The 21,913-nt window shown below is 74.1% G+C and carries 18 protein-coding genes and 1 pseudogene; 8 read left to right on the forward strand and 11 right to left on the reverse strand.

Annotated features, from left to right (window positions below):
• Positions 1-18 precede the first annotated feature (18 nt).
• On the reverse strand, positions 19-636 hold the full coding sequence (locus RAN62_RS07820; protein WP_305783826.1) for a TetR/AcrR family transcriptional regulator: 618 nt from the start codon (positions 634-636) through the stop codon (positions 19-21).
• An 85-nt stretch (positions 637-721) separates the two neighbouring features.
• Here RAN62_RS07820 and RAN62_RS07825 point away from each other — a divergent pair, with 85 nt between their 5' ends.
• Together RAN62_RS07825 and RAN62_RS07830 are read left to right on the forward strand one after the other, a co-directional pair.
• Positions 722-2,179 carry an MFS transporter gene (locus RAN62_RS07825; protein ID WP_305783827.1) on the forward strand — a complete coding sequence of 486 codons (1,458 nt, stop codon included), beginning with the start codon at positions 722-724 and terminating at the stop codon, positions 2,177-2,179.
• A 10-nt stretch (positions 2,180-2,189) separates the two neighbouring features.
• Positions 2,190-2,948 (forward strand): SDR family NAD(P)-dependent oxidoreductase, encoded by a 759-nt coding sequence (locus RAN62_RS07830; protein WP_305783828.1) that lies wholly within the window; start codon positions 2,190-2,192, stop codon positions 2,946-2,948.
• A 54-nt stretch (positions 2,949-3,002) separates the two neighbouring features.
• Here the strand turns inward: RAN62_RS07830 and RAN62_RS07835 are convergent, their stop codons facing one another.
• A complete protein-coding gene (locus RAN62_RS07835; protein ID WP_305783829.1) occupies positions 3,003-3,356 on the reverse strand; it encodes a hypothetical protein in 354 nt (117 codons plus the stop codon).
• Between the two features lie 113 nt (positions 3,357-3,469).
• Between RAN62_RS07835 and RAN62_RS07840 the strand changes: the two genes are divergently transcribed.
• From RAN62_RS07840 to RAN62_RS07850, 3 genes are all read left to right on the forward strand, one after another.
• On the forward strand, positions 3,470-6,400 hold the full coding sequence (locus RAN62_RS07840) for an AfsR/SARP family transcriptional regulator (protein ID WP_305783830.1): 2,931 nt from the start codon (positions 3,470-3,472) through the stop codon (positions 6,398-6,400).
• Between the two features lie 33 nt (positions 6,401-6,433).
• Complete coding sequence (locus tag RAN62_RS07845; protein ID WP_305783831.1) at positions 6,434-7,453, forward strand: SGNH/GDSL hydrolase family protein; 1,020 nt, start codon at positions 6,434-6,436, stop codon at positions 7,451-7,453.
• 160 nt (positions 7,454-7,613) lie between these two features.
• On the forward strand, positions 7,614-8,399 hold the full coding sequence (locus RAN62_RS07850; RefSeq protein WP_305783832.1) for an SGNH/GDSL hydrolase family protein: 786 nt from the start codon (positions 7,614-7,616) through the stop codon (positions 8,397-8,399).
• On the opposite strand, the gene RAN62_RS07855 is transcribed toward RAN62_RS07850, so the two are convergent.
• Together RAN62_RS07855 and RAN62_RS07860 are read right to left on the reverse strand one after the other, a co-directional pair.
• Positions 8,392-10,002, reverse strand: a complete 1,611-nt coding sequence (locus RAN62_RS07855; RefSeq protein WP_305783833.1) for a CocE/NonD family hydrolase — start codon at positions 10,000-10,002, stop codon at positions 8,392-8,394. The two genes, RAN62_RS07850 and RAN62_RS07855, sit on opposite strands and share 8 nt — an antisense overlap.
• A 62-nt stretch (positions 10,003-10,064) precedes the next feature.
• Positions 10,065-11,093 carry a hypothetical protein gene (locus RAN62_RS07860; protein ID WP_305783834.1) on the reverse strand — a complete coding sequence of 343 codons (1,029 nt, stop codon included), beginning with the start codon at positions 11,091-11,093 and terminating at the stop codon, positions 10,065-10,067.
• Positions 11,094-11,222: 129 nt separating this feature from the next.
• Between RAN62_RS07860 and RAN62_RS07865 the strand changes: the two genes are divergently transcribed.
• Positions 11,223-12,641, forward strand: a complete 1,419-nt coding sequence (locus tag RAN62_RS07865; protein WP_305783835.1) for a hypothetical protein — start codon at positions 11,223-11,225, stop codon at positions 12,639-12,641.
• Positions 12,642-12,801: 160 nt separating this feature from the next.
• The gene (locus RAN62_RS07870; RefSeq protein WP_305783836.1) at positions 12,802-15,192 is read left to right on the forward strand and encodes an ATP-binding protein; all 2,391 of its coding nucleotides are present in this window, start codon (positions 12,802-12,804) and stop codon (positions 15,190-15,192) included.
• Here the strand turns inward: RAN62_RS07870 and RAN62_RS07875 are convergent.
• Both RAN62_RS07875 and RAN62_RS07880 read right to left on the reverse strand, forming a co-directional pair.
• Positions 15,168-15,767: a response regulator transcription factor gene (locus RAN62_RS07875; RefSeq protein WP_305783837.1), complete on the reverse strand. Its 600-nt coding sequence runs from the start codon at positions 15,765-15,767 to the stop codon at positions 15,168-15,170. The genes RAN62_RS07870 and RAN62_RS07875 overlap by 25 nt on opposite strands.
• Positions 15,768-15,850: 83 nt before the next feature.
• Positions 15,851-16,309 (reverse strand): helix-turn-helix transcriptional regulator, encoded by a 459-nt coding sequence (locus RAN62_RS07880; protein ID WP_305783838.1) that lies wholly within the window; start codon positions 16,307-16,309, stop codon positions 15,851-15,853.
• 180 nt (positions 16,310-16,489) lie between these two features.
• Between RAN62_RS07880 and RAN62_RS07885 the strand changes: the two genes are divergently transcribed.
• Positions 16,490-17,236 (forward strand): AfsR/SARP family transcriptional regulator, encoded by a 747-nt coding sequence (locus RAN62_RS07885; RefSeq protein WP_305783839.1) that lies wholly within the window; start codon positions 16,490-16,492, stop codon positions 17,234-17,236.
• Between the two features lie 368 nt (positions 17,237-17,604).
• Here RAN62_RS07885 and RAN62_RS07890 read toward each other — a convergent pair whose 3' ends face one another.
• The 5 genes and pseudogenes from RAN62_RS07890 to RAN62_RS07910 form a co-directional block, all read right to left on the reverse strand.
• Positions 17,605-18,120: an NADase-type glycan-binding domain-containing protein gene (locus tag RAN62_RS07890; RefSeq protein WP_305783840.1), complete on the reverse strand. Its 516-nt coding sequence runs from the start codon at positions 18,118-18,120 to the stop codon at positions 17,605-17,607.
• A gap of 132 nt (positions 18,121-18,252) precedes the next feature.
• Positions 18,253-18,966, reverse strand: a pseudogene (locus RAN62_RS41350) (zinc-ribbon domain-containing protein); the annotation flags it as partial.
• Positions 18,963-19,544, reverse strand: a complete 582-nt coding sequence (locus RAN62_RS07900; RefSeq protein ID WP_305783842.1) for a phage tail protein — start codon at positions 19,542-19,544, stop codon at positions 18,963-18,965. The pseudogene RAN62_RS41350 and the gene RAN62_RS07900, both read right to left, overlap by 4 nt.
• On the reverse strand, positions 19,541-21,490 hold the full coding sequence (locus tag RAN62_RS07905) for a putative baseplate assembly protein (protein ID WP_305783843.1): 1,950 nt from the start codon (positions 21,488-21,490) through the stop codon (positions 19,541-19,543). The genes RAN62_RS07900 and RAN62_RS07905 overlap by 4 nt, the downstream gene beginning before the upstream one ends.
• On the reverse strand, positions 21,490-21,912 hold the full coding sequence (locus RAN62_RS07910; protein WP_305783844.1) for a GPW/gp25 family protein: 423 nt from the start codon (positions 21,910-21,912) through the stop codon (positions 21,490-21,492). The genes RAN62_RS07905 and RAN62_RS07910 overlap by 1 nt, the downstream gene beginning before the upstream one ends.
• Position 21,913: the final 1 nt, after the last annotated feature.

The raw sequence follows: 21,913 nt of genomic DNA on the forward strand, positions 1-21,913 counted from the left end.
CCGCGCGCGGGGGTTTGGTCAGGCGGGCGGGTTCGTGCCGTAGATCAGGCGGAGGATCGCGTCGGTGAGGGTGTCGAGGAGGACGTCGTCGGCGTCGGCGGCGGGGTCGGCGTAGGCCTCGGCGAACGTGGTGCTGCGCAGGTGGACGGCCATGCGGGCGAGCAGGCCGGGCGGGCCGCCCACGGTCAGGCCGGCGCGGGCGTGGCGTTCGATGCGCTCGGTGAAGAGGGTGCAGCCCTGGTCGACGAGGCGGTCGCGGACCTCGCGCACCTCGGGGCCGGGGTCGGGCGCGACGAACGCCTCGCGCAGCCAGCGGCCGTCGACCTTCCAGCGGGCCAGCCCGGAGGCCAGGGCGCGGCGGAGGGCGTCGCGGCCGAGGCCGTCGGAGGCGAGCCAGTCGGCCATTTCCCGGTCGGACTCGGCCATGCCCTGGTCGACCACCGCGGCGAGCAGGGCCGCCTTGGACTCGAAGTAGAAGTAGAACCCGGAGCGGGTGATGCCGGCCGCCCCGGCCAGCTCGTCGATCGTCACCTGGCTGATCGGCTTGTCGCGGAAGACGAGCCGGGCGGCGTCGACCAGGGCCTGCTCCCGCTGGTCGCCCTTGGTGGGGGCGCGGCGACTCCTGATGGCTGGCACGCCCCCGATCCTACTTGCTTGACGTCACATCCAGAATTTTTGACACAGCGTTGAAAATAGTCGGCACCGCGTCTACGTTGAGCGCATGCGAAATCCCGCGCGCGTCGCGCTCCCCGTCGCCTGCTACGTGGTGCTGCTCGTCTCCGCGCTGCAGACCCTCGTCGTCCCGGTCGTCGCCGACATCCGCACCGAGCTGGGCGTCTCGGCCAGCGCGGCCGGCTGGGTCGTGACCGCCAACCTGCTCGCCGCCGCGGTGCTCACCCCGATGCTCGGCCGCCTCGGTGACCTGCACGGCCGCCGTCCCGTGATGCTCGGGGTGCTGGTCGTGGTGCTGCTCGGCGGCGTGCTCGCCGCCACCACGTCGAGCCTGCCGCTGCTGCTCGCCGCCCGGGTCGCCCAGGCGGCCGCCTTCGGGCTCTTCCCGCTGGCCATCGGCGTGCTCCGCGAGGAACTGCCCCCGCACCGGCTGACCGGCGCGATGGCCCTGGTCAGCGGGATGCTGTCGGTCGGCGCCGGCTTCGGTCTCGCGGTCACCGGGCTCCTGATGCGCGACGGCGGCGACTATCACCGGCTGTTCTGGCTGGCCGCCGCGCTGACCGCGATCGGCCTGGCCGGAGTGTGGATGCTGCCGCGCCGGGCGGGTGCCGCCACCGGCACGCTCGACTGGGCGGGCGCCGGGCTGCTCGGGCTCGGCCTGGTGCTGCTGCTCCTGCCGCTGGAGGAGGGCAACGGCTGGGGCTGGGCCTCGGCCCGGGTGCTCGGCTCGCTGGCCGCCGCGGCCGTCGTGCTGGCCGCCTTCGTGCTGGTCGAGCGGCGGGTGACGTACCCCCTGGTCAGCACCCGGATGCTCAGCCACCGCCCGATCGTCATGGCCAACGCGGCCGGGCTGTTCCTCGGGTTCGCGATGTTCGCCGTCTTCCTGGCGGTCTCCGGGCTGGTGCAGACGCCGCCCGCGCTCGCCGGCTACGGCTTCGGCGCCTCCGTGCTCGCCGCCAGCCTCGTCTATCTGCTGCCCGGCACGGCCGCCGGCGTCGTCACCGCCCCGTTGGGCGGGCGCCTGGTCGCCCGCTTCGGCGCCAAGGCGACCCTGGTGCTCGCCGCCGCCGTGGCCGGTGCGGGCTTCGCCCTGCTCGCCGCGCTGCACTCGGCCACCTGGGAGGTCGTCCTGGGCGCGCTGATCGTCAACACCGGGGTCACCTTCGGCTACGCCGCCCTGCCCGCCCTGCTCGTCGCCCACGTCGCGCCGGCCGAGACCGGCATCGCCAACAGCGTCAACTCGATCGCCCGCTCGGTCGGCATGTCCCTGGGCACCGCCTTCGTGGTCACCATGTCGACCCGCAACCCGATCCCGGGCCCGCTCCCGCTGCCGCGCGAGGAGCAGTTCGTGACCGTCTTCGTGGCCGGCGCCGTCCTGGCCGCGATCGCCGCTGTGGCCGTCGCCCGCCTCCTGCCCCGGGCCCCCGAGCCGCACCTGACGGCCGCCGAGGCCGAGGCCGACGACGTCCTCGGCGCGGCCGGCCTGGACATCCCCTCGCACCGTTAGGGAACGAGACATGCTGACTGACAAGATCGCCCTCGTCACGGGTGGCAGCCACGGCATCGGCCGGGCGATCGCCGAGCGGTTCGCCCGCGACGGCGCGGTCGTCGGGGTCGGCTACGGCCGGGACGAGACCGCGGCGGCCGACACCGTCGAGGGTATCCGCAAGAACGGCGGCCGGGCCTTCGCCGTCCACACCGAACTGGGTCTCCCCGGGGACGCGGCCCGGTTGTGGGAGACCTTCGACGACGCGGGCCGCGAGTACGCCCCCGACGGCAAGCTCGACATCCTCGTCCACAACGCCGCCAAGGGCAGCTTCACCCGGCTCGACGGACTCGGCGAGGAGGAGTTCGACCGGGTCTTCGCCACGAGCGTCAAGGCGCCGTTCTTCATCACCAAGCTCGGGTTGCCGCGGCTGCGCGACGGCGGCCGGATCATCAACGTCTCCAGCGTGGCCGCCACGCTCGCGAGCCCGCACCTGATCGCCTACGGCGCGAGCAAGGGTGCCCTGAACGCCTTCACACTCAGCCTGGCCCAGGACCTCGGCCCGCGCGGGATCACGGTCAACGCGGTGGCGCCGGGCGTCGTCCTCACCCGGAACAACGCGCACTTGCGGGAGGACGAGGAGGCGGCGGCCCGGGCCACCGCGCGTGTCGCCCTCGGCCGGCTCGGGGAGGCGGCGGACGTCGCGGGCATCGTCGCCTTCCTCGCCTCCGCCGACGGGCGCTGGGTGACCGGGCAGATCATCGACGCCTCGGGCGGCACCGCGCTCTGAGTGCCGGGTCCGCCGTCCGGGCCGCGCAGGCGGTCCGGACGGCGGTCGGTGGGATCAGCCCCAGTGCAGGTCGTTGATGAAGTTGTTGTAGTAGTGCATGTCGGCGGGCAGGATGCTGTCCCAGTTGGTGCCGTCGGTCAGCAGACCGGGCGTCCAGTCGATGTCCCACTTCATCATGTGCGCCACGACCGGACCGGCGCTGTGCCAGCTGAGGTCGTGGTTCATCAGCGAAGAGATGGCGCCCCAGCTGAGCTCGTGGTTCATCAGGCCGTCCGCGGCGACGCGGGTCCAGCGGCTGTCCGCCGCCGGGCTGAGTGCCGTGGCCGCGACCGGTGCGGCGACCGCGGCCACCGCGGCGGCCACGAAGGCTGAGGCCGCGACGGCGGCTCGCTTGTGGATCTGTCGCATTGTCGTCCTTCCCCGTGGTGGTGCCGGAATTCCTGGCGGCCAGCGTCGTCCGGGCCGCTCTCGACGGGCTCTCGGGCGCTCTCGGCGTGCTCTCGAAAAGTAGACTGGCCGCCATGGAGGACCGCGTCCACCTGCGACTTCTTGGTCAATTCGAGGTTGTCGACGGCCCGGCGACGATCGATCTCGGGGGCAGCCGGCAGCGGATCGCGCTCGCGGTGCTGGCGCTCGCGGCCAACGAGACAGTGTCCGCCGCGCGGCTCATCGAGGGCATCTGGGACTCGCGGCCGCCGGCGACCGCCCACCGGCAGGTGCACATGGTGATCTCGGTGCTGCGGCGGGCGTTGCGGGCGCTGCCGGACGAGGTGGAGATCCGCACCGAGCGCAACGGCTATCGGCTCGTGGTCGCCGGCGACCGGGTCGATCTGCTGCGGTTCGAGGCGGAGGTGGCGGCGGGCCGGCGGTTGCTGGCCGAGCAGCGGGTGCAGGAGGCGGCGCAGGCGTTCCGGTCGGGCCTGGCGTGGTGGCGGGGTCCGGCGCTGGGCGGGCTGGACGGACGGTTCCAGCCGGAGGCGGCCCGGCTGGAGCAGGCCCGGGTGGACGCCTGGGAGTGGTGCCTGGAGGCCGAGGTGGCCGGCGGGGAGTCGCCCGGCACGCTGTCCGATCTGGAGCGCGCGCACGCCGAGCACCCGCTGCGCGAGGGCATCACCGCGGCGCTGATGCTGGCCCTCTACCGGGCGGGCCGGCAGAGCGAGGCCATCGCGGTCTACCGGCGGACGGCCGGGCTGCTCGCCGAGGAGCTCGGTGTCGATCCCGGCCCGGCGCTGGCTGCCCGCTTCACCGACATCCTGCGGGCCGACGCCGGGCTCACGACGACGGCGGGCGCGCCCGCCCCGGGACCCGAGCAGCTGCCGGTGGACGTGTCGTCGTTCACCGGGCGGCAGGGCGAGCTGGCGGCGCTCGACGCCTTCGAGGGCGGCGTCGTGGTGGTCTCGGGCACGGCCGGTGTCGGCAAGACCGCTCTGGTCACGCGGTGGGCGCACCGGCGGCGCGGCCGGTTCCCCGACGGGCAGCTCCATGCCAACCTGCACGGCTACGGGCCCGACGAGCCGACGGGACCGGCCGAGGCGCTCACCGGCTTCCTCCGGGCGCTCGGCGTGGCGCCCCGGGACATCCCGGTGGAGACCGAGCGGCTCGCGGCCGATTTCCGTACGCGCCTCAGCGGCCGCCGCATGCTGATAGTGCTCGACAACGCGGCGACGGTGGGCCAGCTGCGGCCGCTGCTGCCCGGGGCGCCGGGCTGCCTGGTGCTGATCACCAGCCGGGACAGTCTCGGCGGGCTCGTGGCGCGCGACGGCGCCCGCCGGCTCGACCTCGACCTGTTGCCGCATGCCGACGCGATCGCGCTGCTCACCGCGCTCCTCGGGGCCGGGCCGGTCGCCGAGCTGAGCGAGCTGGCGGTCCTGTGCGCCCGGTTGCCGCTGGCGTTGCGGGTGGCCGCCGAGCTGGCGCTGTCGCGTACGGGGGAGCCGTTGTCGGGGTTGATCGCCGAACTGGCCGGGGAGCAGGACCGGCTCGACCGGCTCGACCCGGGCGGCGACCCGTACTCGGCGGTGCGAGCGGTCTTCTCGTGGTCGATGCACCACCTGAGCGAGCCCGCCGTGCGACTGTTCGCGCTGCTCGGGCGGCACCCGGGCGCGGACTTCGACGGGTACGCCGCCGCGGCGCTGACCGGCGGCGACCTCACCGGCACGCACCGGGCGCTGGACGAGCTCGCGCGGGCGCATCTGGTCCGGCGGGAGCCCGGCGGGCGCTTCGGGATGCACGATCTGCTCCGGGCGTACGCCCATGGTCTGCTGAGCGACGACGAAGCCGCCGCCGATCTGCGGCGTCTCTACCACCACTACCTCGCGGCCGCGGCCGTGGCGGCGCGGACGCTCTACCACTCCTTCGGCGGGCGGGCGCCGGCCGTGGAGCCGTCCGGCACGGTGCTGCCCCCGCTGGCGGACCGGCCGGACGCGCTGGCCTGGTTCGACCGGGAGCTGTCCACGCTGCTGGCCGTCACCGCGCGCACGGCCGGCAACGACCCGCCCGGGATCGCCGCCCGGCTGCCCGCCGTCGTGCAGGACTATCTGCTGTCCGGCCGCTACGCCGACGGGCTGACGATGTGCGAGCTCGGGCTGCGCGCCGCGCGGGCGGCCGGGGACACCATGGCCGTGGCCCGGCTCGAGCAGGCGCTGGCGATCCTCAACCTGCACCTGGGCCGGACCGAGATCGGCGTGCGGCACGAGGAGACCACGCTCGTGCTGCTCCGGGAGCACGGCGACGCGGTCAACGAGGGCCGGATGCTCTGCTATCTGGGCGACGTCCGGAAGGCGCGCTGCGAGTACCAGTCGGCGTCGGACTACTACGCCCGGGCGCTGGCCGTCTTCCGGCGCCAGGACTACCGCAACGGCATCGCCGGCGCGATGACCTCCATGGGCAACGCGTTGCGCCGCATGGGCCGGCGCCGGCAGGCGGTCGCCTTCCACGAGTACGCGCTGCGGACCTTCCGGGAGGCCGGCGACGTCTCCGGCATCTGCGTCGCCCTGCACAACCTCGGTCACACGCAGGCCGATTTGGGCCTGCTCGAGCCGGCGCTCGCCAGCCAGCGGGAGGCCATGCGGCACGCCCGCGCCGTCGGTCACCTGACGACGCAGGCGGTGGCGCTGAACGCCGTCGGGGCGATCCTGTCCCGGCAGGGCGACCAGGCCGCCGCGGCCGACCACCATCGCCGGGCCCTCGACCGGGCGCGGGAGCTGGGGGAGCAGCGGTTCGTGGCCGCGGCGCTGACCGGGCTCGGCGACGCGGCCCGGGCGGCGGGGCGGCCTCGGGAGGCGGTTGCCCACCACACCGCCGCGCTGAGTGCCGCCCGCGACGGCAACTGGCGCGACGAGCAGGCCCTCGCGCACGCGGGACTGGCCGCCGACCACGCCGCGCTGGGCGACGCGGTGCGGGCCGACCGGCATCGGGACGCGGCGCGGGAGCTCGATCCGTACCTCCCGTGACATTGATGGACTTCGATGTTAGCGTGCGCAGTCATGAGGCGCATCGTCCTGACCGTCACGGCGGCGCTCGTGCTGAGCGTCGCGGGGCTGACGAACGCGACACCGGCCGCCGCGGCGACCGGTGACGGCTCCCCGTCGGACCCCAACATCAGCTTCACCGGGCGCTGGAACACCACGAACAGCGTCGCCTACGTGCCCTACTGGGCCGGGGCCTACCTGCGGACCGGCTTCACCGGCCGGACCGTGAAACTCAAGCAGCGCAACACCGTAACGCTGTGGGCCAGCATCGACGGTGGCGCCTTCACCGCGTACACCAATGTGTCCGGGACGGTGAATCTCACGCCCACCGCGCTGGCCGCCGGGAACCACACCCTCGTCGTCACCTATCGGCAGGTCGCCGGCTCGTACACGGGGGATGCGGTCTTTCAGGGTCTGGTGCTGGATGCCGGCGCCGCCACCTTCCGGGCGCCCGCGCGCACGAAGCTCGTCGAATTCGTCGGCGACTCGATCACCGCCGGTCAGACCAGCAGCAAGCTGGCCGTCACCGGCTACGGCTTCGTGACCGGCGAGCGGCTCGGCCTCGACCACACGCAGATCGCCATCGGCGGCATGTGCCTCGCCGAGACCGCGGACGGCTGCTGGGCGCACGAGACCCGTTACTGGTTGTCCAGCGGCGGCCAGGTCGGCACCGACCAGTGGACCTTCAGCCGCTACACCCCGGCGGCGGTCGTGATCAACCTCGGCACCAACGACAAGAGCCACGGCGTCACGGGCGCGGCCTTCCAGGCCAAGTACACGACGTTCCTGCAGCAGCTGCGGGGCAAGTTCCCCAACGCCACGCTGATCGCGCTCCGGACCTTCATCGGCCGGTACGCCGCGGAGACGCAAGCCGCCGTGCAAGCGCGCACGGCTGCGGGCGACGCCAAGGTGCGCTACGTCGACACCACGGGCTGGCTCCCGGCCGACGGGCTGAGCGACTCCGTGCACCCCAACGACAAAGGCCACGCGGCGATCGCCGACCGGCTGGCCCCTCTGGTAGGGGGTGTTTCGTGAACCAGGACGGCCGCCGCCGGGCCCAGCTTCCGTCTCGCGGCGCGGTGCGAATGCGCCGATACAACACCGGTATCGACCCATCCGCCCCACTTGCGAGACGAAACCTGGACCTCGCCGGCGACTCGCCCTGGCCCACGAAGCACCCCCTAGGAGCGCTGTGATGAGACTGCTGACCCTGCTGCTGCTCCTCGTCGGGAGCGTGGCCGTCACCCAGACCGTCTCGCCGTCGTGCGCGGCCGCCGCCTCGACCAAGGTGTGGATGGCCGGCGACTCGACGATGATGAACGCCAGTAATTGCCCGATCGGCTGGGGCAGCCAGATCACCCAGTTCCTCACCGCCGACGCGACCGTGCAGAACAGCGCGGTCGGCGGCCGCAGCATCCAGACCTGGCTGTACGAGGGCAATGTCACCGGCACCAAGAACAGCGCCGGCGAATGCGTGCTCAGCTCGACCGCCTACAGCTCCCGCTGGACGGCCATGCTCACGGGCATGAAGGCCGGCGACCACCTGCTCGTCCAGTTCGGCATCAACGACGGCGACACGAGCTGCCCACGTCACGTCGGCTCGGCCCGCTTCCAGGAGCTGCTCGGTGTCATGGCCCAGGCGGCCAAGTCCCGGGGCGTCAACCCGATCTTCTTCACCCCGGTCGCGGCCATCACGTGCAGCGGCAGCACCGCCGTCGGCAACCGCGGCTTCCTCACCGAGACGAGGAACGCAGCCGCCGCGAACGGCGTACCGGTGGTCGACCTGCACAGCCGCAGCGTCGCTCTCTACAACTCGCTGCGGCTGTGCCCGAACAACGGCGACTACACGTCCGGCGCGGTCGGCGCGTTCTTCTGCAATGACCACACCCATTTCGAGGCGGCGGGCGCCCGGCAGATCGCCGGTCTGGTCGCCACGGCCCTGCGCGAGCAGAACCTCCCGCTGGCCGCCTATCTCAGATGACAGTGAATTCCACGGACGACGGATGCGCGTCGTCGTGGAAGACCTCGAAGCGATTGGTACGCCCGGCCGTGGCGGCGCCGAACGGCTCGCCGGTGCCCATGTTCCGGGCGTACCGGGGGAAGGCGCCGCCGCTGACCTGCACCCGCACCCGGTGGCCGGGCCGGAAGCGGTAACCGGTCGGGAACAGCTCGACCTCCACCGCCCTGACCTCGTCCGCGGTGTGGTGCCCGGGATCCAGCCGCTGGATCCCGTCGGTGACGTTGCGGGAGACGCCCTTCTCGTCGACGTCGCAGACCCGGACGAACACATCGGCGTACGGCAGCTCGGTGCGCACGTGGATCGTCGCCCGCACCGGCCCGACGGCGTCGAGCGGCTCGCTCAGCGCCGGACCGGTGAAGACCAGCACGTCGTCGCGGGCCTCGATCTCCCGGTTGTCGGCCTGCTTGCCCGGCGGCTGCAGCAACGGCCCGCCGACCGTGGGCGTGGGGTCGGCCGGGTCGTACGTGAACCCGCTCGACGCCCCCTCCTTGCGCAACCGCAGCTGCCGGGGCCGCGCCTCGGGAGGCGGCCACTCGTCGAACTCCAGCCACTTGCTGGTCTGCTGCAGCTTCACGCGCACCCGGGCGCCCTCCGGGGCCGGTCCGCCGTTGAGGTGATGGTCGAGCCAGGCGGCATCGGTCTTCGCCACCGCCCGCAGCTCACCCGGCTCCCCGTGCAGCCACGGCCCGACCACGAGCCGCGCCTCCACCCCGGCCGCGCGCAGGGCCGTGAAGTCGGCGAGGTTGCCGGCCAGGAAGAGGTCCCACCAGCCGGTGACCGTGCTGACCGGCGGCATCCGGCTCAGGTCGGCGCCGTCGTGGTCGGCCTGCTCCCAGAACGTGTCGCCCGGCGCCGCGTGCCCGACGAAGTCGCGCCAGAACGGCACCGGCGCCCCGGCGACCTGGACGTCGGCCGCCTGCAACGGCAGCTGCCGCAGCGCCTTCCGCACCCGCCGCCGCACCCGCGGGTCCGGCAGCGCCCCGAGCAGGGCGGGCGCCTCCTGCCGGCCGATCTGCGCCGACCAGCTCAGCGCCGTGTGGATCTGCGGCACGCCGTGCTCGTAGAACAGCCGGTCGGTGACGTTCGCGGAGGTGATGTGCGGGGAGACACAGACCAGCGGCGGATCCGCGTACGGCGCCAGGGCCCACTGGGTGTGCCCGAAATAGCTGCCCCCGGTCATCGCGACCCGCCCGTCGCACCACGGCTGTTCCCGCAGCCACGCGAGGGTGGCCAGCCCGTCGTCACGCTCGGTCGTGAACGGCCGGAACTGCCCGCCCGACCCGAACGTCCCCCGCGTGGCCTGCACGAACACCTGGAAGCCGCGGCGGGCCAGGGGCAGGGCGAACATCTGCTTGAAGGCGCCCGCCCGCCCGTACGGCAGGCGGACGAGCACCACGGGCAGCGGCCCGCCCGCCCCGGCGGGACGGTAGTGGTCACCGAGCAGGGTGACGCCGTCCGGCATGGGCACGGCGACCCCCTCCCGGACCTCGTAGGGGGCCGCCGTCACCGGCAGCCCCAGCGCGACGTCCGCGACGAGACCGGTCAACCGGGTGAGTTTGTCCATTCCCGCACCCTACGGCGTGTTGACCTCGAACGGGACGGCTCAGTCGTCCTTCTCGAGCCCCGTCAGCCGGCCTGGGTGAGGATGTCGTTGACCATCTTCTGGACGACGGCCTTGGTGGCCGGCTGGCTGTAGGTGCCGACCGCGACCTGCCACTTCGGGGTGCCGGTGGCGGGGAAGAAGTGGCTCATGCCGAGGGTGTAGCGGCCCTGGCTGTCGGTGCCCTGGATGTACTGGGTGCGGGCGCCCAGGAGGGTGGGCACAGCGTCCTGGCCGAACCAGTCGGCGCTGAGGCGGTCGCGTTCGGTTGTGCCGCACGGGGCGGGGCACGGGCGCAGCAGGAGTTGGAGACGCTTGCCGCGGTCGGGGGCGGGGGCGCTCGCGTCGAAGGGGTCGCCCTCGTCGACGCAGACCCAGCCCTTGGCGTCGTCGATGTCCGTGCGGCCGGCCATGCAGCCCCAGGTGGGCGGGGTCCGGAAGGCGAACGGGACGCCGGACAGGGCCATCGTGTACGTCTTCTCGCCGGCCGCGTAGGACGGGCCGACCAGGGTACGGGCAGGCGCCGGGCGGAGGGTGGCGCCCGGTGACGTGGGGCCCGGTGACGTGGGGGCCGGTGAGGACGGCGGCGCGAGGGAACGGGTCGGCAGCGGCTCGAAGGTCGGGGCGGGGGCCGCCACCGGGTCGTTGCCGGTCAGGTTGATCAGGCCGATCGCCCCGCCGATGCAGCACAGCAGGAGCAGCGGGACCAGCGTGAGCGCGATCGCGGCGCCCACGCCCCGGTAGCGCTGGGGCGCCGGGCCGATCGAGCCGCCGAGCCAGCCGATCACGGGCGCGCGGTACTCGACCTCGACCGTCTGGCCGGGGTGCACGGGAACGAGCGTGTCGGCCGTACCGATGCGGGGTGGAATGAGGTAGGGCACGTGGACGTGGACCTGGTACTGACCGGGTGGCACCGGCACGACCGTGCGGCCCCAGCCCGCCGGGACCGGGTGCCCGTTGATCGCCAGGAACGGCCGGAACAGGGCCAGCATGAACGCCATCCAGTGGTACTTGGCGGTCAGGGCGATGGCGCTGGGCGGCTGCTGGTCGTACATGGTGATCCTCCCCCGTCTGAACCCGGGAAGTGTACGTATCCGCAGCTCAGCGGGCGGCGTCGGGTCGGGGGTACGCGGCGTTCAGGGCAGGGTCGGCCGGCGTTCACGCGGGGGTCGTAGCCTGCGGCGGTGACTCGGTCCAGAGTGGAGCGTACGGCGGATCGGCCGCGCCGGTCCGGGGCGGCCGCGCGCGAGCGGCAGGCGGGCGGCGCCGGGGCGGTGCTGGCGTTGCAGCGGCAGATCGGCAATGCCGCCGTGGGGCGGTTGGTTGCCGCTCAGCGGGCGCCGGTCGACGGGGCTTCCTCGTCCTCTTCCTCGGCGTCGGCGGCGCTTGAGCAGGTGGCGCCGTTGCCGGTGTCGGCGCTCGGGCTCGACTCGTTTCCCGAGGTTTCCGTGACGGTGCCGGAGAGTCTCCGGGAGCAGCCGGCCTACCCGGTCTCGGATGTGAAAGCCTGGTGGGCGCGTCCGGCATACCCGGTCTCGGACGTGGACGCCTGGTGGAAACGGCCCGAGCTGCAAGCCCCGGCGGTGCACCAGGACCCACTCGCGGCGCCGCCGGCGGTGGGCCAGGAGCCGGTGCCGTCGCCCGTTGCCGCCGACCAGATTCCGTTGCCGGCGCAGACGGAGGACGAGCAGCGGGAGCTGCGGACGCCGCGGGAGGTCGAGGAGCAGCCCACGGCGGAGACTTTGGGCAAGAAGTCGCTGCGGGGGGACGTACCCAAAGGTGTCGGCGCGCTTGTCGCGGAGGCCGGGCCTGCCATCAATCAGCGGGTCATCGATCTGCAGATGCGGCAGCAGCCGACGGGCGTGCTCCCGGCCGGGGGCGTCGGGATGGCGAGCGCGTCGGCCGTCGGCGACGCGATCAGTGAGGCGGCCAAGTGGGCCGAGTCGCGGGACAAGTCGACCGTCAACTGGGGCAAGATGCTGGCCGGTGTGGTGACCGCCGCGGGCATCTGGGCGAACGCCGGGGGCATGGGCGGGCAGCCGTCCGTCGGGGCGCGGATCGGTGGCCTCTACACGCAGGGCGTGGGGCTGGGCATCAAGGGCGCCGGCGAGGCGTGGAAGCCCGAGACCGCGGCGAAGGACGGGGTGCTGGCCGGCTTCAAGGACGGCGACTATCTCAAGATGGCCGGCGCGTTCATCTCGGTCGCCGCGCCGATTCTGCAGGCGCACGGCATCAGGGTGGCGAACGCCGGGGGCAACGCCACGATCTGGAACGCCGTCTCGGCCGGGCTCGCCGGGGGCACCGCGCTCGGGGACTTCGGCAGTGAGGCGTACAAGATGCTCTTCGCGGAGGGGCTGCGCAGCGGGGTCACGATCGGGAAGGTCAACCTCGGGAAGATGATGGGCGGGCTCTTCGGCGCCGTCGGGGCGGGGCTCAACGCGGGCGGCATCGCGAGCAACGACCCGTACCTGCGGATCGCCGGACTCACCGTGCAGGAGGCCGGCCTGCTCTTCAAGGCGCTCGGCGAGGGCGTCAAGCTCGAGAACCTGCCGATGGGCGACGCGCCGGCGCTGGCTGCGTGGCTGCGGACCACGCGCGAATAGCGCGGGGTCCGGCCGATCGGCTCATGATAAGTTTCACACTCGTCGATGCAACCCGCCGCTGCTGCTCAGCCCGGCGGTGCGGGATACAGCAAGGTGATCGACGATGTCGGCAAGGTGACTTCGGGTGGTTATCCCAGAATCCTGTGCCATCATCCGCAAGGTGACAGTTGTCGCGGATCTGCTGCGCCGTCACCGGCTGGCGGCCGGTCTCACCCAGGAGGAGCTGGCCGGCCGGGCCGGTGTCGCGGTGCGCACCGTGCGCAATCTCGAGCTCGGCTCGGTCTCCCGGCCCCGGCGGCACACCCTGCTGCAGCTCGCCGACGAGCTGCGGCTGACCGGGCCCGAGCGCAGCCGGCTGCTCGGCACCCGCCGGCCCGCCGCGCCGGAGCCGCCGGCGCCCCCGTCGGTCGTGTCGCTGCCGGCCGACCTGCCCGACTTCGCGGGCCGGGCGGAGCCGCTGCGCCAGATCACCGCGCGGGCCGACGGCGACGGCACCCCGTGGGTCGTCATCGCCGGGCCGCCCGGCATCGGCAAGACCAGCCTGGCCGTCCGGGCCGCCCACCGGCTCGCCGCGCGGTTCCCGGCCGGCGTGTTCTTCGTCAGCCTCCGGGGCATGGACGACGAGCCCACGTCCACCACCGACGCCCTCAGCCAGGTGCTCGCCGCGCTCGGCGTCGCCCGGATGCCCGAGGCCGCGGACGAGCGGATGGCCGCCTACCGGGCGCTGACGGGCGGCGGGCGCGGGCTGCTGGTGCTCGACAATGCGCGTGACGAGGCCCACGTACGCCCGCTGTTGCCCGCGGGGTCCGGCTGGCTGACGCTGATCACCAGCCGCAACCCCCTCGGTGGCCTGTCCGCGGCCGAGCGGATCGTGCTCGGCGTGCTCAGCGCGCAGGAGTCCTACGGCCTGCTCTCCCGGGCCGTCGGCGCCGACCGCATCAGCCTCGAGCCGGCCGCCGCCACCGAGCTGGCCCGGCTCTGCGGCGGGCTGCCCCTGGCGCTGCGCGTCGCGGCCAACCGGCTCGCCGTCCGTCCGGAGTGGAGCGTCCAGTCGCTGGCCGAACGGCTCCGCGACGAGCAGCACCGCCTCGACCAGCTGCACGTGGGCGACCTGGGCGTGCGCAGCGCGTTCGAGCTGTCCTACCGGCTGCTCGACGAGCCCGCCCGCCGCACCCTGCGCCTGCTTTCGGTCGCGCCCCTGCCCGCCTGGCCGGTCCCGCTGGTGGCCGCCCTGACCGGCACCGGCGAGGTCACCGCCGAGCGGCACCTGGACACCCTCGTCGACGCCGGCCTGCTCGACCCGGCCCAGGTCGCCGGGCAGTTCGCGTGGCACGACCTGCTGGCGCTCTTCGCGGCCGGCCGCTCCGAGACCGAGGACGATCCGGCCGAGCGCCTCGCCGCCCAGGACCGGCTCGCCCGTCACCTGCTCGGCCGCTGCTCCGACGCGGGCGCCTGGCTGGAACCCGAGCCGTCCCGGCCCACGGGCGTCTTCCCGGCCGCGGCCGAGGCCCTGGCCTGGCTGGACGACACGCGCGCGGCCCTGTGGTGGGCGGTCCGGCACGCCGCGGCCCGGGGACGCTATCGGGAGGTGCTGACGGCGGCGCGGGATCTTTACTGGTACTCGGATCGGCGCCACGGCGCGCTGCCGTGGTCCGAGTTCTTCCACCTGGCGGTGCACGCGGCCCGGGCGCTCGGTGACGTGGCGGCGGAGTCGCGCCAGGAGAACAATCTGGGCTGGGCGCTGCGGATGGTCGGGAACAGGCCGGCGCAGGCGTACCCGCACCATGTCACGGCGCTGCGGCTCGCGCGGGCGGCCGGCGACCGTACGAGCGAGGGGTGGGCCCTGCGTTATCTCGGCGCGGTGCTGGCCACGCGCGGCGACCTCGACGGCGCGATGGACCGGCTGGCGCAGGCGCGCGACATCTTCGCCGCGTCGGGAGACCGGCTCGCGGGGGTGGTCGTGGCCCGGGCGCGAGCGGAGCTGCTGCGCTCGCGGGGTGATCTGGCCGCCGCGCACGACGTGCTCACGGCGGCGCTGGCGGACTGGGACGGGCTGGCGGTGCGGTTGCCCGGTTTTCCGGTACGGGGTTATCTGCGCGTGCAGCTCGGGTTGGTGCTGGTGGGGCTCGGGGAGCCGGAGCGCGCGGAGGAGACGCTCGAGGCCGCGCTCGCCGATTTCGCGGCTGGCGATGACGCGGGCGACTCGGGGACGGCGCATCTGACGCTGGCGGAGATCGCGCTCGACGGGTCGTCTGCCCTGGCGGCTTCGGGTCCGCTCGACGTGGCCGCGGTGCATCTGGATCGGGCGGCCGCGTTCTTCTCGGCGGCCGGCTTCAGCGCCGGGTTGCTCGAGGTGCAGCGCCTCCGCGACCGCTTGGCCGACCGGGGCCGCGAGGAGGCCGGGCTCGGTGGCGCTGGTCCGGAGCCGGGTCAGCGGGGCGCCGAAGCCGGGCACGTTGCTGGTCATCCCACACAGGCGCGACGTGGCGACGACGGCGGGCTCGGTGGTGCTCGTCCGGGGGCGGGTCAGCGAGGCGCCGGCGCCGGGTGAGTCAGGCGCATGGTGAGGGCGCGGCGGGTCAGGTCGGCGGTGTTGCCGGCGGTCAGCTTGCCCCGCAGCCGGGTCACGTAGGAGTGGACGGTCGCCTCCGAGACGCCCAGCAGGCGGGCCGTCTGGGCGTGGGTGAGCCCCTGCGCGATGAAGTCGAGGGTCTCGCGCTCGCGCCGGTTGAGCACCGTGCCGGGCGTGGCCGTCGCGTGCTCGGTGCGCAGCCGGGCGGACAGTCGCCGGCACAGGTAGCCACCGCCGGCGCGGGCCACCCGCAGCGCCATCCGCACCTCGGCCGTCTCCGCGGACGTGCTCACCACCGCGCGCACCCCGGCTCGCCATGCGGCCTGGACCTGCTCCGGGGCGGCGTCCGGGACCATCGCCACCGTGGCGAAGCGGCCGGCCAGCAGCCGCATCGCCGTGGGCGACTGGCCCACGAGCACCACCACGTCGGGTGACCCGGTCACGGCCGCGGCCGAGTCAACCACCACGCAGGTCCTGACGTTGTCGAGCTCACCGGCCAGCTGACGCATGCCTCGCTGCGCCAGCGGATCGGCGACCACCGCCCACAGCTCCATGCCGGCCTCCCGTGCTTCCCCCGAGATCGAGTCAACCGCGCCGCGACCGGAGGCACGAGGCAACATCACCGGCAAGACCGAAGTCACATCGGCAGATAACCCAGCTCCGCGGCCTTGCGGGTCAGCTCGGCCTTGTTGGCGGCGCCGAGCTTGCGGCGGAGCCTTTTCGCGTACGTGTTGACCGTCTCCTCCGTCACGCCCAGCTGGCGCGCCGTCTGCCGGTGGGTGAGCCCCGCCACGATGTAGCGCAACGTCTCCACCTCGCGCGGGCCCAGCCGCGGGGCCGGCGCGGCGGTCGCGTCCAGCCTGGACAAGATCGAAGGCGACAGGTACGAGCCCCCGGCCAGCACCGCCTCCCGCGCCGCCCCCAGCTCGTCGTCGCCGGCCACCACCGCCCGGGCCCCCGCCGCGACCAGGGCCAGTGGATCCGCCGTCACGCCCCGGGGCAGCACGACCACCGGCAGCGGCACCCGCGTGAGCAGCGTCTCGTCGGTGACCGGCCAGCGGAGAACGGTCAGCTCACCAGGCGTCTCTGCGGGCATGGGGCCTCCCTGCTGCCGACTATGTCCCCGAACTGACGCCTACCATTGTCCCTCCCCGATCATCGACACTTGCCGGGCTGCCCTTCCGCGCCCGTTTTCTCCCCCCGGCGAACGGCTCCACCAGGGTTCCGCCGCGTCGAGCTCCACGACGGGCCCGCCGCATCGAGAGGGAGAAGGACGATGACGCTGCGCTGGTACTGCTTCGGCGGCTTCCGGGTCGAGGACGACGGCCACGAGCTCGACCTCGCCGCCGTCCGCCCGCGCAGCCGCGCCCTGCTCCGCTATCTGGCCGCCGCCGGCGACCGGTCCGTGCACCGCGAGCAGATCATCGACACGCTGTGGCCGGACCTCGCCGAGTCCACCGCGGTCAACAGCCTCCACGTCGCCGTCTCCACCCTGCGCACCTTCCTCGAGCCGGGCGTCGCCCGAGGCGCGTCGCGTTACATCGTCCGCAGTGGGGAGTCCTACCGACTGGCCGTCGGCTCGCCGGACCAGAGCGACGTGACCGCCTTCACCGAGAACTACCGCGCGGGCAAGCGAGCCGCCGCCGACGGTCGCACCGCCACGGCGACGGGACTGCTGCGCACCGCCCTGCAGCACTACGACGGCGACCTGCTGCCCGAGGACGGCCCGGCCACCTGGGTGGTCGCCGAGCGCGACCGCTACCGGGCCCAGGCCACCACCGCCGCCGGGCTGCTCGCCGGGCTGGAACTCGACCGCGGCCGCCCCGCCGCCGCAGCCACCGCCGCCCGGCGCGCCCTCGAACTCGACGGCCACGACGACGCCGGCTGGCGCCTCCTCATCGCCGCCCAGCAACGCGCCGGCGACCACGCGGCCGCCGCCCACTCCCGCCTGCGCTACGACCGCGTCCTCCGCGACCTCGACGTCGCCGCCGCCCGAGCCGCCCTCACCAGCCGCGCCGCCTGACCCCGCCGCCCGGCCCGGCCTGCCCGCGACGGCCGCCTCGCTTGCCCGCGTGGCCCGGCGCAAGTTGCCCTCCACTCCCGCTCCGCTTGCCCGCCTGGTCCGGCCCGGCTTGCCCACGACGGCCACCCCGCCTGCCCGCATGGCCCAGCCCGGCTTGCCCTCGACGGTCACGCCGCTTGCCCGTGTGGTCCGGCTTGAGCTGCCCCCAACCGCCGCCGCGCTTGTTCGCGTGGTCCGGCTCGAGTTGCCCTCAACGGTCGCGCCGAATGCCCGCGCGGTCCGGCTCGAGTTGCCCTTGACGGCCGTCCGGCGTGACCGCGGGGCTCGGCGCGGGCGCGTCCGGGTTCCGATGGCCTCCTCCACGGGCGTCACGGTCGGCGGAACACCTCGATCTCGGCCACGGCCGGCGCCCGGCCCTTGCCCAGCGCGTAGCCGGAGACGATCGTCACGCGCAGCCGCTTCGTGCCGCCCGCGGTGAAGACGAACGTCTGCGGCCCGGCCCGGTCGGCGAGCAGCACCTGCTTGTCTTTGCGCACCCCTTCCGCGGTCCACGCCGACAATTGGACGGCGGCCGGGCGACCCTGCTTCAAATAGTCGTCCTGCTCCGGCGACACGCCGCCACTGATGATGACGTTGAGGATGCGGATCGGCTGGTCGTAGGTCAGCTCCACCCATTGTCCGGCGCCCTTGCCGAGCGCCGGCGACCAGAAGCGGTTGTTCAGTCCGTCGGAAACCAGCTCCGGCTCGTGTCCCTTCGCGGAGCTCGACGCGGCCACCCCGTCCGGCGTGGTCAGCACGGGTTTGGCGAGCCGGTCGCGGACGGCGTCGACCCCGCGTGGACCGTAGGTGATCGCCGCCCACGCCGCCGCCGCGGCCAGCGCCATGATCAGGAGCATCGCGAGCAGCCGCCGCAGCCACGACCAGCGCCGCGGCCACCGAACCGTGAACCGCCGCCGCGCCCGAGCCGCCGGCGCCGCCGCGACCAGTGAGTTGCCGCACTGCCGGCAGAATGAGCGCCCGGCCGGGTTCGCGGTGCCGCACACCGGGCAGACGACCTGCCCGCCGCTGTCACTGTCGGTGAACTCCCGGAGCACCGGCCGCGGCGCCACCGGCTTTCCCGGCTGGACTGCTCCGGGCTGGTCGTCGCCGGGCGCCCTCTCCGGGGCTGGCGGTTCGGTACGCACAGTGGCCCGCACGTGCGCCTCCGACACCGGCACCACGAGCGCTGCGGCCCGATTCGCCCGATCGGGCGCCGCCACGGGCACCGGCGCGTCGTCCGAAGCCGCATCCGCACCGCTGTCCGGAAGCGAGGAGGCCGGCGGCGCGGAGGCCGATGGTGCGGAAGCCGATGGCGCGGAGGCCGATGGCGCGGAGGCCGGCGGCGCGGAAGCCGATGGCGCGGACGGGGGAGAGGCGGAAGCAGAAGGCACAGCAACCGGCGGCACGGAGAAAGGCGACGCCCCGGCCGGAGCCACAGGCGGCGACGCGGAAGACAGCGAAGCGGAAGGCGAAGAAGACGGGGGCGACGCCGCAGAAGACGACGGCGCAACGACCGGAGGCGCGGACGGCAAGGCCGCGGGAGGCAAAGTGGCGGCAGGCGAAGGCGCGGGAGACGAAGAAGCGGCAGGCGAGGGCGACGCCTCATCACCCCAGTCCAGATAAGCCCCGCAAACCCCGCAGAACGCATCCCCCGGCGTCACCGGCGAACCACAGTTGTCGCACAGTGTCATCGGCCGGCCACCTCAACGGTGCAGGGCACGTGCGCCGGCCGGTTCGCCTCGACGAACTCGCGGACCCGGTCGGCGAGACCCGGCGTGACATCGGCGCTCGGGATGCGTACCCGCAGATGGGCGTCCGGACGACCGGGCAGGCGGCCGCCCGGCGTGGCCGACCACGACGTGCCTCCGCTCTCCTCGATCTCGGCCTCGACGCCGAACGTGTCGCGCAGCGCCGCCCGCAGCCCCGGCACCGTGCCCCGGATCCGATGCCCGGCCACCGCGTTGACGACCGCGTGCCGGCGCTGGGCAGCGGGCCAGTCCCGACCGGCGGCGGCGCCGACCCACTCGCCCAGCCAGTCGACGAAGTCGTCCGGGGCGACCGACGGCGTGAAATAGGCCCACAGGTTGTCCAGCGTGGCGTGCACCGGCGCGAGCACGGTGTCGAAGCCCTCGGTGAGCCGCTGGGCCAGGTCGTCGGCGGCATAGACGGCGGGCAGGCGGCGGCCGAGCGGGTCGGGAGTGCTCAGACCGGGGACAGCGGCGCGGCGGCCGGCGACCTCGGCGACGGGGGCGGGGAGCGGGGTGGTCATCGTTCCTCCACGCGGACCTGGTGCTGGTGGGAGAAGACGAGGGCGTGCCGGTCGAGGTCGAGCCGGCTGACCTCGTCGCCGCGGCGGCCGGTGAGCGGGTCGGCGGGGAACATGCGGACCTCGTCGACGACCTCGACGCCGGGCAGCCGCTGCAGGACGCCGAAGACCTCGCCGGCGTGGACCGGGCGGCCGAAGGGCCAGCCCCGGCCGTCGGGGCCGCCGCGCAGCGGATCGAGATAGGCATAGAGGGCGGCCTCGGCCTGGGCGCGCAGCCGCACGGCCGAGGTGTCGGGGCGCGCCCGCAGCCGGGCGACGACCGTGACGCCCTGATAGAACGGCGGCTCGACGACCAGCCGGGCGCCGATCGGGCGGCGTTCGTCGAGGTGGGCGGCGATGGTGGCGAGCATCTCGTCGCTCGGGACCAGGTCCTCGAAGGGGATGCGCCCGGTCTCGTCCGGCGCCACGGCCGGCACGACCAGCAGCCGTACGCCACCCGCGTCGCTGCCGTCCCCCGCGGGCAGCGCGCGCACCCGGGCGGCACCGGGGGCGGCCTGCCGTGCGAGCAGCTCGTAGTCGGCGGCGGTCACGGCCCGGTCCTGGGCGCGCAGCTGCACCGGCCCGCGCAGGCGCGCCTCCGCGACGGTCTCACCGTCGACACCGCCGGCCGCGGGTCCGCGATTCTCGACCACACTCACGTACGGGATGGAGCTGCGCAGCACCGACAACGCGCGCCGGGCCACGTTGCCGCCACGCCCGCCCCCGCTGCGATACTGGCGCACGCGCACCCGCGAGCCGGCTGCGGGCACGGCCCCGTACTGATGCAGTGTGCCGTCGGCCTGCCGCACCGCCGGGCCGAGCGTGATCTCGCCGCTGGTGCGCTCGACCATGAAGTGCCGGTCGGTCGGCTCGGAGCGGCCGAAGCCGTCCACCTCGGACCACGGCACCCACCCGTCCCCGCTCGCGACCTCGACGAGCAGCGGCACGGTGTCGGCCACGATGGGCGGACGAGCAACGACAAACCGCTGCCCGGGTACGCCCTCCGCCTCGCCGATCAGCTCCCCGGTGATCGTCTCGGCGTGCACGGCGGCGACCGTCCCGCCGATCGTCGACACGACCAGCGACCGTACGGTCGGCGACTGCGCGTAGAACGGCTGCCCGGCCTGCGCCTCCACCAGCCGTAGCCGCAGCCACGCCGCCTGCTGACCGCCCTGCACCGAACTCGCGTGGCCCCCGGGCACGTGCAGCACCACGTCGCCGGGCCGGTTGAGCCCGCCCGTCTCGTCCCGGTCGACCTCGCACGTGGTCCAGCCGTCGCCGGTCCAGGCCTCCCACACGATCGGCGGCTGCCGCGGGTCGACGCCGACACCCTCGACGCGGCTGTCCAGCTCGAGCAGCACCGCGCAGTGCGGGACGGGCGCCGACAGCCCGACGAGCAGGCTGTCGCCCACGGCCGGCGTCTCCTGGAACACCGCCGTGTCCCGGCCCTCGGCCACCGGGTCCAGCAGGTCCGCCGGGGCGCCCGCGCTCGGGTGGCGGCGCAGCCGGGTCAGCTCGCCGGGCACGATCGCCAGGTCGGTGACGGTGGTGAAGACCACGCCCTCGTCGGTGACCGTACGCTCGGTGGACACCTCGGTGCCGGCCGGGATGACGACCGGGTTCTCCTGGGCGCCCGACAGCCAGAAGGTCACGTCGCCGCGGGCCGGCGCGGGCGGGAAGAGCGTGACGCCGATCAGGTCCAGGAACGCCAGGTAGTTCTTGTCGGGCACCCTGTTCAGCCGGTAGAGCAGCTGGTCGGTCATGTGCGCGAACGCCTCGATCAGCGTGACGCCGGGGTCGGAGACGTTGTGGTCGCTCCACTCCGGCGCGCGCTGCTGGATGAAACGCTTGGCCTCGTCGACCAGCTGCTGGAAGCGCCGGTCGTCGAGATGGGGTGCGGGCAGCGGCATCAGGCGGCGCTTTCCTGGGCGGCGTCGTCGTGCGACGGGATGACGTAGAACGGGAAGACGAGGTTGCGCGGGTCGTTGGTGCCGCGGATGGCGTAGCGCACGTCGATGTAGAGCACCCCGGTGTCCTCGTCGTCGAAGCCGACCACGACATCGGTGACGTCGATCCGCGGCTCCCAGCGGTCCAGGGCGCGGCGCACCTCGAAGGCGATGCGCCCGGCCGTGTTCTCGTCGGCCGGCGCGAAGACGTAGTCGTGCACCCCGCAGCCGAACTCCGGGCGCATCGGGCGTTCGCCCGGCGCGGTGGCCAGGATCAGCCGGATGGCCTCGGCGATCTCCTTCTCCCGGCTGACCAGGGCGATGCCGCCGGTCGCGTCGACCCGCAGCGGGAACGCCCAGCCGTTGCCGATGAACTGCTCCGCCATC

Source organism: Symbioplanes lichenis, from assembly GCF_030709675.1.
GTDB classification, from domain to species: Bacteria; Actinomycetota; Actinomycetes; order Mycobacteriales; family Micromonosporaceae; genus Actinoplanes; species Actinoplanes lichenis.

Bases quoted from the DNA above. Each gene is read 5' to 3' on its own strand.
- RAN62_RS07830 (WP_305783828.1), top strand. From the start codon at position 2,190: ATGCTGACTGACAAGATCGCCCTCGTCACGGGTGGCAGCCACGGCATC.
- RAN62_RS07905 (WP_305783843.1), bottom strand. From the start codon at position 21,490: ATGCCGCTGCCCGCACCCCATCTCGACGACCGGCGCTTCCAGCAGCTG.
- RAN62_RS07900 (WP_305783842.1), bottom strand. From the start codon at position 19,544: ATGACCACCCCGCTCCCCGCCCCCGTCGCCGAGGTCGCCGGCCGCCGC.
- RAN62_RS07835 (WP_305783829.1), bottom strand. From the start codon at position 3,356: ATGCGACAGATCCACAAGCGAGCCGCCGTCGCGGCCTCAGCCTTCGTG.
- RAN62_RS07825 (WP_305783827.1), top strand. From the start codon at position 722: ATGCGAAATCCCGCGCGCGTCGCGCTCCCCGTCGCCTGCTACGTGGTG.
- RAN62_RS07850 (WP_305783832.1), top strand. From the start codon at position 7,614: ATGAGACTGCTGACCCTGCTGCTGCTCCTCGTCGGGAGCGTGGCCGTC.
- RAN62_RS07860 (WP_305783834.1), bottom strand. From the start codon at position 11,093: ATGTACGACCAGCAGCCGCCCAGCGCCATCGCCCTGACCGCCAAGTAC.
- RAN62_RS07890 (WP_305783840.1), bottom strand. From the start codon at position 18,120: ATGGCGCTGGCCGCGGCGGCGGCGTGGGCGGCGATCACCTACGGTCCA.
- RAN62_RS07845 (WP_305783831.1), top strand. From the start codon at position 6,434: ATGAGGCGCATCGTCCTGACCGTCACGGCGGCGCTCGTGCTGAGCGTC.
- RAN62_RS07885 (WP_305783839.1), top strand. From the start codon at position 16,490: ATGACGCTGCGCTGGTACTGCTTCGGCGGCTTCCGGGTCGAGGACGAC.
- RAN62_RS07910 (WP_305783844.1), bottom strand. From the start codon at position 21,912: ATGGCGGAGCAGTTCATCGGCAACGGCTGGGCGTTCCCGCTGCGGGTC.
- RAN62_RS07855 (WP_305783833.1), bottom strand. From the start codon at position 10,002: ATGGACAAACTCACCCGGTTGACCGGTCTCGTCGCGGACGTCGCGCTG.
- RAN62_RS07875 (WP_305783837.1), bottom strand. From the start codon at position 15,767: ATGGAGCTGTGGGCGGTGGTCGCCGATCCGCTGGCGCAGCGAGGCATG.
- RAN62_RS07880 (WP_305783838.1), bottom strand. From the start codon at position 16,309: ATGCCCGCAGAGACGCCTGGTGAGCTGACCGTTCTCCGCTGGCCGGTC.
- RAN62_RS07840 (WP_305783830.1), top strand. From the start codon at position 3,470: ATGGAGGACCGCGTCCACCTGCGACTTCTTGGTCAATTCGAGGTTGTC.